General features: G+C 51.7%; 8 protein-coding genes. 4 read left to right on the forward strand and 4 right to left on the reverse strand.

Annotation, left to right across the window (positions count from 1 at the left end; translation table 11 throughout):
* Window positions 1–4: 4 nt before the first annotated feature.
* Complete coding sequence (locus tag ACO6VE_RS15060; protein WP_422449864.1) at window positions 5–613, forward strand: trimeric intracellular cation channel family protein; 609 nt, start codon at window positions 5–7, stop codon at window positions 611–613.
* A 105-nt stretch (window positions 614–718) separates the two neighbouring features.
* On the opposite strand, the gene ACO6VE_RS15065 is transcribed toward ACO6VE_RS15060, so the two are convergent.
* Complete coding sequence (locus ACO6VE_RS15065; protein WP_422449863.1) at window positions 719–1,474, reverse strand: hypothetical protein; 756 nt, start codon at window positions 1,472–1,474, stop codon at window positions 719–721.
* Between the two features lie 341 nt (window positions 1,475–1,815).
* On the reverse strand, window positions 1,816–2,913 hold the full coding sequence (gene queG / locus ACO6VE_RS15070; RefSeq protein WP_422449862.1) for a tRNA epoxyqueuosine(34) reductase QueG: 1,098 nt from the start codon (window positions 2,911–2,913) through the stop codon (window positions 1,816–1,818).
* A gap of 153 nt (window positions 2,914–3,066) precedes the next feature.
* Here queG and ACO6VE_RS15075 point away from each other — a divergent pair, with 153 nt between their 5' ends.
* The 3 genes from ACO6VE_RS15075 to ACO6VE_RS15085 are packed head-to-tail and all read left to right on the forward strand — an operon-like array spanning window position 3,067 to window position 6,607.
* The gene (locus tag ACO6VE_RS15075) at window positions 3,067–4,611 is read left to right on the forward strand and encodes an NAD(P)H-hydrate dehydratase (protein ID WP_422462099.1); all 1,545 of its coding nucleotides are present in this window, start codon (window positions 3,067–3,069) and stop codon (window positions 4,609–4,611) included.
* A gap of 32 nt (window positions 4,612–4,643) precedes the next feature.
* Window positions 4,644–5,141 (forward strand): tRNA (adenosine(37)-N6)-threonylcarbamoyltransferase complex ATPase subunit type 1 TsaE, encoded by a 498-nt coding sequence (tsaE, locus tag ACO6VE_RS15080; protein WP_422449860.1) that lies wholly within the window; start codon window positions 4,644–4,646, stop codon window positions 5,139–5,141.
* Window positions 5,138–6,607, forward strand: coding sequence for an N-acetylmuramoyl-L-alanine amidase (locus ACO6VE_RS15085; RefSeq protein WP_422462101.1), 1,470 nt, complete (start codon window positions 5,138–5,140; stop codon window positions 6,605–6,607). The genes tsaE and ACO6VE_RS15085 overlap by 4 nt, the downstream gene beginning before the upstream one ends.
* Before the next feature lie 308 nt (window positions 6,608–6,915).
* Here ACO6VE_RS15085 and ACO6VE_RS15090 read toward each other — a convergent pair whose 3' ends face one another.
* Window positions 6,916–8,877, reverse strand: coding sequence for a WD40 repeat domain-containing protein (locus tag ACO6VE_RS15090; protein ID WP_422462103.1), 1,962 nt, complete (start codon window positions 8,875–8,877; stop codon window positions 6,916–6,918).
* A gap of 98 nt (window positions 8,878–8,975) precedes the next feature.
* A partial coding sequence (locus tag ACO6VE_RS15095; RefSeq protein ID WP_422462105.1) for a transglutaminase-like domain-containing protein occupies window positions 8,976–11,866 on the reverse strand: 2,891 nt, incomplete at its 5' end.

Here is an 11,866-nt window from a genome sequence, read left to right on the forward strand (position 1 = left end):
GTTGATGTTGCTCTATATTCTCGACCTTTTTGGTACTGTGGTTTTTGCGATTAGTGGTGTCTGGCTGGCCTGCCGTAAAGACATGGACCTCTTTGGCGCAATGGTACTCGCCTTCGTGACTGCCGTTGGGGGCGGAACTATTCGAGACGTTTTGCTCTCCTCTACGCCCGTATTCTGGATACAGGATACGCTCTACCTGCTGGTTATTCTGGCTACGACGCTGTTTGCCATCCTGGTTCGCCAGTGGCATGAGCGCAGCAAGTGGATTCTTCAGGTCTCTGATGCCCTGGGGCTGGCGGTCTTTGTGGTCATCGGCTTGACCAAGTCGTTGTCATTTGGTGTGGAGCCAATGGTCGCTGTGATGATGGGGGTATTGACTGGCTGTGGTGGGGGTGCCATCCGGGATATGCTGGCCGGGGAGATTCCCATGGTATTGAGACAGGAGATCTATGCATCTGCTGCCATGGCGGGAGGCGCGGTGTTCATATTGCTGGAGCCATTGCTCCAAAACATAAACCACACGTCAATTATTGCGGCTGCTGTTGTCCTTATTCTCAGGCTGATGGCAGTGTATAAGGGATTGTCTCTGCCGAGGTTTGGGTTGCCTGTGTAGGAATGGTCCTGAAATAACTTCAATATTCCTACAGACGCTTCCCGCTTCCCGCAAAAGCCGGAACCGCTTGCGCTTTTGCGGGTAGCGGGCGGCGACCCCCAGATATCAGAACCCCCAATATTTCCTGACGATTTCAAGATAATTGGGCCAGTCTTTTTCCAGATACCCCTTCAGAAAATCCACTCTTTGCTCTGCTTTGTTCAGCAATTTTTTCGGGTGTCTTATGTAGGTGGGCTGGTCTTCATCCTGAAAAGCGTCATACTCTTCAAGGCCCAGCGTTTTGTGACAGTCCATGATGAACTGGCCATTGAGATTATTGGTCTGGTCCACTTCAACACAGCCGGAACGGACAATATTCAGGTAGGACATGGCGATTTTCTTTTCAGTATCTTCCGGACCAAAGTAAAACTTGTAGTTGGGGAGGTAGGCATAAATTTCAACGTCATCGTGGGTTCCAAGAACCTTATTCCTGTGATCCTCCCGATAAAATGACACTTTATCTTTGGCTATTTTTACTCGATGGTATGCCCCTTCGCGTATGTCAAAAGCTGGCAGATCTTTGGTTTTCACGGGAAAGAGTAAGCCATTAAGGTAATCTCCGGGGGATGCTTCGATGTTCAGCGCTCTCTGTGTGGCTTTTTCTATCCAGAGATTCCACTTTCTGGCCATATCATGAACTCTGACCGGCAGGTACTCGGCATCTTGGGGGTCTTCTGCGGTAGCGGTGCGGGCAAGCGTAGACATCAGGCTGCCATAGCCAAATATCCAGACCGTGTCATTCCCACCGTCGGCTGCAAGAGTCAGGTTGCTGGTCATCAGGGATAACAGTAGCGTAAAAAAAATAGGTTTAGTCGATTTCATGATTATAATCTGCCTTGTTAGTTATTGTTCCAAGAGACTTTTTCCTGATTCAAGTCAAAAATAAAGTCGCCATGATTACTGTCCCAAGATTAGTTGATCGACGGGACAGATCACTAACAAGCCCGTTAGATTCAGTAACGGGAATTGGCCGTCTTGATTCACCTGTGGACAATCTGCATCAGCACCTGGGAGGCTGTCCGAGAATAGCGCCCGTAGCGAGGACGACAGAAAATTGAGGATAAAAAATCGGTTTTGTGAGGTGAATAGCGGGGCTATTTGCCAAACAAAAGCGAATTTTTAGACCAATTTGCTGTCGCCGCACGACTGCATGGATGCAGGAGCTAGAGCAACGCAGGAGCAGTTGCCGCGTAGGGCAGTCTATTCTCGGACAGCCTCCTGGCATCGTGTTGCTTGAGAGCCCAGAGGACATGCTCCTGAACCAGCTCTGATGGATAATCCAGACGACTTTTCAGAGCGGCAATAATGGCGTCACTGCCCGGGGCATTGCCCAGTGCCACGGCGATATTACGCAACCAGCTTTCATAACCTGCCCTGCGAATAGGCGAGCCAGCGGTTCGTTCCAGAAACTGTTCTTCACTCCAGAGGAAAAGATCGACCAGATCACTGTCATCCAGATGGTGACGCGGTTGAAAGTCCGGCTCCCGGGTTGGCTTGGCAAAACGGTTCCAGGGGCAGGCCAGCTGGCAGTCATCACAGCCATAGATGCGATTGCCCATCAGAGGGCGCAGCTCTTCAGGAATGGGGCCCTTGTTTTCGATGGTCAGGTAAGAGATACAGCGGCGGGCATCCACCTTGTAGGGAGCCACAATGGCCCGGGTTGGGCACTTGTCCATACAGGAGGTACAGCGTCCACAGTGATTATTTTCGTAAGGCCTATCCACAGGCAGCGGGAGGTTGGTGAACAGTTCACCAAGAAAGAAAAAGGAGCCAGCCTGACGGTTCAGTATCAGTGAATGCTTGCCCATCCAGCCCAGTCCGGCCTGTTGCGCCAATGGACGTTCCATCACTGGCGCACTGTCCACAAAGGCGCGATAGCCATGATCTCCAACGGCAGCTTCAATCTGCCTGCCCAGCTGGGTGAGCCGTTTGCGGATCAACTTATGGTAGTCCCGGCCCAGGGCATAGCGGGAAACATAGGCTTTTTCCGGTTCGTTGAGCAGTTTCACGGTTTCAGTATCCGCTGGCAGGTAATCCATACGGGCAGAAATCACCCTTAATGCGCCGGGATGCAGTTGCTCCGGGTGTGCCCGCAACTCACCGTGCTGGGCCATATAAGCCATATCGCCGTGATACCCTTTCGCCAGCCAGGCTGCCAGATGCTTAAGATCATCTTCCGGTATTTTGGCTTCGGTAATGCCGATCTCCTGAAAGCCAAGTTCTCTGGCCCAGATACGAATTTTCCCAACGAGTTTTTCCATAGCCGGTGCTGGCGATGAGTCCGTCAATGTGGTTAAAGTGGGTGGTGAAGATAACGGTTCAGGCACTGAATTGGATTAACTCTCTTGGCATAGATTGTTTGGCACAGTTTGAATGCAAAATACAATCTCTATTGTATCATCGCGGGCACGCTTATGAATAAGAGCTTACCAGAGTCTCTCTACACTGCCGACCAGGTTCGACAACTGGATCATGTGGCCATCCACCAGCACGGCATCCCGGGTTTTGAGCTGATGACCAGGGCGGCCAGCACTGTGTTGACCACGATTGTTCACTACTGGCCAGAAGCCGAAACCCTGCTGGTGTTGTGTGGGGCAGGCAACAACGGTGGCGATGGCTATATGGTCGCCAAACTGGCCAAAGAGCAGGGGCTGAGGGTTTCGGTACTGGCGGTGAAAAATCCAGCAGAGCTTAACGGCGATGCCCTCACGGCCTGGCAGGCCTGCGTTGATGCTGGCGTGGTGATTCGACCTTACGACAGCACCCAGTCCCTGTGTGCGGATGTGGTTGTGGATGCCATGCTCGGTACCGGGCTTTGTGGTGAAGTACGGGGTGACTATCAGGATGCCATCAAACGGCTGAATCATCTTGAACGTCCGGTGTGTGCTGTGGATATCCCGTCCGGCCTTTGTGCTGATACTGGAGTTCCGCTGGGAGTGGCGGTCAAGGCCAGGGTTACCGTCTCTTTTATTGGCCTGAAACAGGGGCTGATGACAGGGTTGGGACCAGAATACTGTGGCGAGCTGGTCTTTAATGACCTGGGCGTGCCTGAACGGGTCTATCAAACCGTTCCTGCTGACTGTCAACGAATTGCTCCGGAACAGTTTCGCGGCTGGCTGTCACCGAGAAGCCGTGCCGCCCATAAAGGTGATTTTGGGCATGTGCTGCTTATCGGGGGTAACCACGGGATGCCGGGGGCGATCATGATGGCCGCTGAGTCCGCCCTTCATTGCGGTGCTGGCCGTGTCACGGTGGTTACCCGCAAGCGACACCTTGCGGCGCTGGCTGTGCGTTGCCCTGAGGTGATGGGGGTATCGGTAAAGCGCGGGGCCGGCCTGGGTTCTCTGGCTGAAGGAAAGAATGTCATGGTTATTGGCCCGGGTTTGGGCCGCGATGACTGGGGGCTGCAGCTGCTCAAGGATACCCTGGCGGCAGAGTGCCCGATGGTGCTGGATGCTGATGCCCTGAACCTGTTATCGGATCATCCACAATTGCTAAATGGACGAAAGTCCCCGATTATTTTCACCCCTCATCCTGGTGAGCTGGCGCGTTTATCGGGTTTGGATATTCCAACGATTCAGAACAATCGATTTGCAGCGCTGGTAGACAGTCATCGACAATTAACGGTTCTTACTGGCGAGGGTGCAGCACACCGGCAGCCAGAGATTGCCCTGCTACTGAAAGGGGCGGGAACGCTGCTGTTTGATGGCCAGAGCACCGCGCTGTGCTCTGAGGGCAACCCGGGCATGGCGGTGGCCGGTATGGGGGATGTGCTCAGTGGCGTTATTGGCGCACTGCTGGCCCAGGGGCTGACACCTTTCAGGGCGGCCCAAATGGCGGCCTGGCTGCATGCATCTGCTGCCGATGAGGTGGTTGCCGGTCAGGGTGAAACCGGCTTAAGGGCAACGGAGTTGATTCCGGTTATTCGACAACGATTGAATTTTATTATTGGTCATTAAGGGTCAGGCAACTGGCTGTGATGGAAAGGCTTATGCAAGGCAGATACGAACTGCTGATAAAAAATGAAGATGCCATGGTGGCGCTGGGGGGGCATCTGGCAGAAGCCCTGGGGGACCGGGGCATTGTTTTTCTGCATGGTGATCTTGGCGCGGGTAAAACCACGTTCTGCCGGGGTGTCCTTCGGCATCTTGGCCATCAGGGCGCGGTAAAAAGCCCGACCTATACACTGGTGGAGCCTTACGAGGTCAATAACCATAAGGTTTACCACTTTGATCTTTATCGCCTTGCCGACCCTGAGGAGTTGGAATTTATTGGTGGTCGGGATTATTTCAGCGAAGCGGCGCTGTGCCTGGTTGAGTGGCCAACCCGCGGACAGGGGGAGCTGCCAGAGGCTGATCTGGACATTACCTTTGCCTATCACTCGTTTGACCAGAGTGAGCTGCCCGGCAGGAAAGCAAGGATTGTCGCAGTGACTGAAAAAGGGAAGCGTGCGCTGGAAACCATAAGAGCACTTCAGGGGGGCGGATGAGTCAGAGAACAGGGATTGTTCGCCGGGTTCTGGCCAGGCTTTCGAGAAGACAACGCACAGCGACACCTACCCGAAAAAGAGCCACCTCTGGCACTGAGGTTGAACCGGTATTTTCCGGTGGCAGGCGTCGTTTTGTCAGGCAGCTGGGTATTCTGGCCGTGGGGCTTGCAGCCCTGAAGGTTCAGGTAGCTGAAGCGGTCTATAAGCTGATTAAAAATGTCAGACTCTGGCGGTCGCCGGATAAAACACGACTGGTGTTCGATGTTTCCGATGCGGTTGAACACCATAAATTCCACCTGAGCAACCCCAGCCGACTGGTTATTGATGTTGACGGTGCCCGGCTCAGTGGCTCATTCAGTGGCCTGCAGCTGAAAGATACGCCGATTCAAAAGATCCGCCATGGTGCCCGTAATAAAAATGACCTGCGTATCGTTCTGGATCTCAGTGCAAAGGTGTCCAGCGAAAGTTTTCTGCTGAAACCCAATGCGACCTATGGCCACCGCCTGGTGGTTGATCTGTTTGATGATAAGAGCAGAAAACCACAGCCTGTGGTCCGGCAGAAGCCCGCGGGTCATCGGGATATTATCGTGGCGATAGATGCTGGCCACGGCGGTGAAGACCCCGGGGCCATTGCCTACGGCGGTGGTTATGAGAAACAGGTAACCCTGGCGATAGCCAAAGAGCTGGCCACCCTGCTGTCTAAAGAGAACGGGTTTCGGCCGGTGCTGGTGCGCACGGGTGATTATTATATAGACCTCCGCCGTCGTACCCAGATTGCCCGGGACAACAAGGCCGATCTGTTCATCTCCATCCATGCGGATGGCTTTAAGGATCGTCGTGCCAAAGGGGCGTCGGTTTATGCCCTTTCACGCCGAGGTGCCACATCGGAAACGGCTCGCTGGCTGGCCCAGAAAGAGAACGCATCAGACCAGATTGGCGGAGAAGGCGGTATATCCCTGGGGGATAAGGATGATGTTCTGGCCGGGGTTCTGCTGGACCTGTCCATGACCTCAACCCTGTCCTCCAGCCTGGAAGTGGGCAATAAAGTTCTGGCGAATATGGGTGGGATTAACCAGCTGCATAAAAAACAGGTGGAACAGGCCGGCTTTGTGGTGCTGAAGTCTCCGGATATTCCATCCATCCTGATAGAGACCGGGTTTATCACCAATCCTGAAGAGGCCAGAAAACTAAAGAGCCGCAGTCACCAGAAGGCGATGGCGAAAGCCATTTTCAATGGTACGAAAAGCTGGTTCTACAAAAAGCCACCACCGGACACACTGGTTGCCAAGTGGAAACAGGAGGGCACCCTTAACACCCGGCCATCACGGTATGTGATTAAACCCGGGGATACGCTGTCAGAGATTGCCAATCGGTTTGAAATCAGCATGAATGACCTGAGGCGTGCTAACCGGCTATCCAGTGCCAATACTATTCGTGTGGGGCAGGTGCTGCAGATTCCTGATTAAGCCGTGGTGTAAGTAGTTAACCAAATGAAATCATATATTTCTGACTAAGTTGTCAGTCACTCCCGGCAACTGCTCCTGCGTTGCTCTATCTCCTGCATCCATGCAGTCGTGCGGCGTTGCAACTCCGGTCACATAGCTACGGCTATGCTCCCTACGTTGCGCCTTGCATAGCAACTGCCCACCTAGCCAGAAATATCCGATTCCATTTGGCCAACTACTTATGCGGCAATACCGATGATGTTTTTCAGGCATAAAAAAACAGAGAGCTGCGTGCAAAAAAGCCAGCGCAGCCCTTTGGCACTGACTGCTTATACTTGTTTCTCCGGGTTGATCTGCCAGATGCTGGCGCTGTTGTCACCACAGGTCAACAGCATTCGTCCCGAGGGGCTGAAACTGCCTGAAGAGAATGTTGTACCATGGTTTCTTTTTGCCTTTTGGCACCAATTGCCATCACGGTCGTAGCCGAAGATTTTAAAGTCTCCGTCCTGTTCCTCGTCGCCAGCCAATATCTGGAGCATTGTGTGACTGTGGACAGGTTCATCGGTCAATGGGTCACAGACAGCATTGTCCACAACGCCTCTCTCGGTCCATGAGCCGTTATTATCACACCCCCAAAAGATAATGGTATTCAGAGAAAAAAAACCACCACCGCCGTAAAGCCGGAGCAACTGCTCCGAAGCGCTGAATATGGCTTTATTGACTTTGAAACCGTTGTTGACCGATGCAGGACGGTTAATCCTGGTTTTGGCAAACGAATTACCCTCGCTGTCAAAACTCCAGAGCCTGGCTATGAGCCCATCACGGCCACCATGAGTGGTCAGAACATAGCGTCCTGATGGGCTGATGCTTGCCTCATCAATTTTCTCTTCTGAATGGATTTTTTTAAATTGGCAACGGCCTTCGTTGCTAACATGCACGACATGAACATCATTATCCTCCCTGATCATAATACAGTTGGATGCCGGGTCATCGCTGAAACAGGCTTGCCGCGACAAATAATAAGTATTTTTATGTGAAATTACCCATTGGCCCGAACGGTTATAGTTCAGGATTTGGACAACGCCATTATCAGAATTGTGAGTCAGGAAGATGTCTTCTGATGCACTGAATTGCGTAGCCGTAAGTGACGGCTGATCAGTAATTTCTTTCTTTTGAACATAGCGGCCCTGGTCATTCACACTCCATAGTCTGATTTTATGGTCTATGGTGTGGATCATCAGATGCCGTGCTGAGTTACTGAATTTGACATCATGAATTGTCATGTTGAGGGATCCCAACTCTTGCCACTTGTCGTCTACAGGGCCAATGATTGTCAGTGTGTTTTCATCTGAACCCACCGTTTTGGTGAGGATAACAGCACAATCTCCAGTCGGACTGAAGGTAGCATTCACGTCCCTGTCGCTGGTCGGATATGAATATTGGCATCTGACCTGGCCGTTGTAGTCAATGCTCATAATTTCAGCACCACGTTTGGAAGTGATCAGTAGATCATTACCGGAAGGACTGAATTGAAAAGACAAATTCTCAAACCCATTGTTCATGTATCCCGGTATCCAGCCTCTATCGCCATGGCGAACGCAGATCATCAATGCATCAAGGCCGTTATGATCACTGCTGGTGATGGCCAGTGCCCGCTCTATGGGGGAAAATTGAACATTCTTAATCCTGCCGATATTGAGGGTCTCAAACTGTTCCAGCCAGTTGGTCCCACCGTCAAAGCTCCAGACTTTGCACAACCCATCTGCTGCTGCCATCGCATAGTGCCCGGAAGTGCTGAAGATGGCGGTGTTATCTGGTTTGACCCCTAGTACAACGTCCTCCCGCCAGTCACCATTGTCATCACAACTCCAGCCGCGGACTACATGGAAGTCCTGGAACAGGACATGGCGTTCCGAGGGGCTGAACATCGCTTTTATGTTCTGACCATCAAAAAAATGAGCAACCCCTTTTCGCTCAAGTTTAAACTCGCGGCATTCAATCATCTGACGTATCTCCTCAGAGAATACCGGTTGGTGAGTGATGAGTGGATCGTTCTGCCTGGTTTCAGCTTTATCAGGTCTGGTATACAGGTATTTAAAAGGCCAGTTTTCCTTAATGTCACGGGAGGTAACCGCCGACAGATGGATCTGCCCACACTCTTTTTGCAACTCCTGAATTTCACCACAGCTCAGATGAGTAGAGATATCACCGAGTTTGTTCAAAGGTATCCCGGAAAAATGCAATGAATGAGCGGAAGTTTCAGAGTTAGCCTTATCGGTACTTGGACTCATTACACTGTCATGAGTCAACTTTGGTCTTTTAGTAGATTGCTCGTTAGTAAAACAAGGATTCATTTTTAATCTCGTTAAATTTCCGGAGAGAAGGAATTTTAATATCTGCTTAAAATGGTTGCGTCATGTTCATTGATCAAGCGTTTTATGGTTCCCAGCGAATCCTCACAATCCAGGGCAATACCCGGAGTAAAAATCCCACTGCCGATCAGGTTGAAATTTTGCCCTGCCGCACTTTCAAAGATGGTTACCCGGTCGCGGAAATTGCCAACGATCAAGACCCGGAATCTTTTCAGGTCTTCACATATTACCGGGGTATATATGTCAGCAGAGCGTTGATCGCCGATCAGACGAATTAACTGCCGGTTATTTTCTGCATCATCGATGTGATCATCAAGGGTACTCATGATCTGGGGCACAGGGAGTTCCTTAAGAAAGGCTGAGCCGGTCAGTTTATTGGTGCTTTGCCGGAGAGTGTCCCACGCCCTTTCGATCAAAAACTGGGCGGCCACTATCAGGGTATTGGTTTCCTGGTAATAGGTTGATTTTTCCGGGAAACAGGGCTGACCACGGATCAGTCGGGCAATATCCGGTTTGCCCCGGGAAGCATGACTCCAATAAACTTCGGTAGCCGCCACCTGTGGCAATTGTTTCCCGGGGCACAGCAGGGGAAAATTGCCGACCTCCGGACTGTCGCGGACATTTTTCAGATAGACTTTATCGATGGACTCAACCTGGAACAGGCGCTGGCTTATTCGTTGAGCCATGCCATTATGATCAAAATTGAACCGGATAATGGTCTGCAGGCTTTGCACAGGCAGGACGGGAAAATCATTCGGGCTTTGCAAATACAGTTGCCAGGCAAACTCCGACCACTCACAGAAAGGATGCTTTAGGGGAGACGTAAATTGGGTTGACCAGATGAGCATACAGTGGCTCCAGTCGATAATGGCTTTTTTTTCCGGGGGGGCCAGGGTGGAAAAATGGTCAATGGCATGTCGGGCCGCCAACAAATACTGTTCCGGTACCCAATGGACGACAATCTGAAATGCAAAGATACCGTTATGAGATTTGCAACCTGGCGACACTGGTTTAGATCGACTTGATGATACCTCCCTGCCTATGGGGATAGGGCGAAAGTTTTTCCGGAACGTTTCCAGAAAGGTGTCCTGGATTTGTTTTATCGCCTCTTGGGGTAATTCAGATTGAGTACACTTGTGTTGCTTGAGCAAAGAAGTGGCCAGTGACAATATCCCGTTCCAGCCATCAGCGGCTCCGTCCTGAGCGTAACGCGAATTGACGGGGCCCACTGGCGCTGACTTGAAAATATTGTGCCATTCCGGCTCTGATGAATAACTGTAAGTGGAGCTGCCAGCGCCCCATAAATCACAAAGTCGCCACCCATTGCAGGATCTGACCTCAACGAAAGCATGTGAGCCCGAATTTACTATACGGGCTTCAATACCCCAGTAAAGACAGAGTAATTGAAACAGAAACCCACGATGGCGGCAGGTTCCCTGTTGTTCCTGCAACAGTTGCTTAACCAGGCTGATGCCGGTTTCGTCAAAAGGACGATCGTAAGAAAATGCCCTGAACCAATCGACAAGGGCCAGTAGCCGTTCGGACAAATTCTCTATCTGCCCTATTTCCCGCAACTTCCGGTACCCCGGAGCCGGGTATTCGCTGAACACCTCCTGATCCAGATGTACTTTGATCAGGGGCGGGCAACGCAGGGGCTGTGTGTTGATGGGATCATCAGCCGTTAACGGCTGAAAATAAGTCAGGTCGGGCTTAATAATAAAATCCACCGTCACCGGTTTCGTGAGTCCGGAACGAAGAAAGTATTGGTCGGTACTCCTATCCCGTGCCAGCTGCGTCTGTTTCGGAATGGATCTCAGACCGGTCAACACGTCGTTGGGGGTCAGCGATGGCAATCGTTGCCAATTGCTGCCCGGTTTCAGTGTCATGCGCCCGGGGGTTTCGCCGGTTTTCAGATAGGTTCGCCCGGTTAACAGGGGCAAAAGATTGCTCTGCTCCACGGGGTGTATAGGCAACCGGCTTTGAACTAACTGCTTATCAGTGTTCACATCGGCTGTATACAGCTCCAGTCGATACAGATCGGGACTCCATTTACCGGGAAAAAACCGGGTAACCTGAAAGTTTCTGGATACACCAGGGGGCGAGCCCAGGCTGAAAATCTCCGGTGAATGAGTGTCAGGACCTCTGGAAGATCCCTTTCCATGAGTATAAGGCCACTGAAAGCTGTATTCACAGTACTTCATATAAGGCCACCACTTCAGTGATAGATGTTTAGTCCACTGGTCCATGGCGATTTTGCCCAATTCATCGGCCGCCCGGAGCAGCTGCGACAACGTCAGTTCAAGGGGAATGCGTTGCTGTCGGAAATGATTATTGAGGGCACTGGCGCAATCGGTCAGCCACCGACTCAGATCCTCAGATACCCCCATGGCTTGCAGCCTGAGCCGGTAGTCATCCAGGGTATCATAGTGGATATGAACGCCGGTAAAGCGACTGGTCAATGACGGCGGGAATGCCGTCCGTCCGGGATAGGTGGGTGGATTAACAGTACCAATCAATTTGAACCCGGCCTTGTGAGGCAGCGGCAGGCGGTCATTGAGAAACTCTTCCAATAGCCCGGAAGGAATGATATTGAGCTCACTGACCACTAATACCTCACCCAGACGCCAGGCACGGTTAAAGGCCTGCACAAACTGGTTAAACTGGTCCGGTGTCCCATTGAGATGCTGAAAGCCTTTACCGGTTTGCTGTTGCCAGGTGGTCAGGGTCAGCAGTAACAGGGCATCCTTACCCCACCCGGCAGTCCCTTCCACCACCATGGCAACTCTTCCCGGCTCCCTGAGTTGCAGAAATTGCCAGCAGGTTTTTATGTACTCTCTGGTGGCCGGAGTATCGATGACCAGTGGCGTCGATTGCTTTTTGTTCACCTGTGCCAACTGTCCGAAAAACT

It is taken from the genome of Endozoicomonas sp. ALB115, from assembly GCF_049310245.1.
In the GTDB taxonomy this organism is placed as follows: domain Bacteria; phylum Pseudomonadota; class Gammaproteobacteria; order Pseudomonadales; family Endozoicomonadaceae; genus Endozoicomonas.

What these genes read in the sequence shown, in the direction of transcription:
- ACO6VE_RS15060 (WP_422449864.1), top strand. Translation starts at nt 5, where the DNA reads ATGTTGCTCTATATTCTCGACCTTTTTGGTACTGTGGTTTTTGCGATT.
- ACO6VE_RS15065 (WP_422449863.1), bottom strand. Translation starts at nt 1,474, where the DNA reads ATGAAATCGACTAAACCTATTTTTTTTACGCTACTGTTATCCCTGATG.
- queG (WP_422449862.1), bottom strand. Translation starts at nt 2,913, where the DNA reads ATGGAAAAACTCGTTGGGAAAATTCGTATCTGGGCCAGAGAACTTGGC.
- ACO6VE_RS15075 (WP_422462099.1), top strand. Translation starts at nt 3,067, where the DNA reads ATGAATAAGAGCTTACCAGAGTCTCTCTACACTGCCGACCAGGTTCGA.
- tsaE (WP_422449860.1), top strand. Translation starts at nt 4,644, where the DNA reads ATGCAAGGCAGATACGAACTGCTGATAAAAAATGAAGATGCCATGGTG.
- ACO6VE_RS15085 (WP_422462101.1), top strand. Translation starts at nt 5,138, where the DNA reads ATGAGTCAGAGAACAGGGATTGTTCGCCGGGTTCTGGCCAGGCTTTCG.
- ACO6VE_RS15090 (WP_422462103.1), bottom strand. Translation starts at nt 8,877, where the DNA reads ATGAGTCCAAGTACCGATAAGGCTAACTCTGAAACTTCCGCTCATTCA.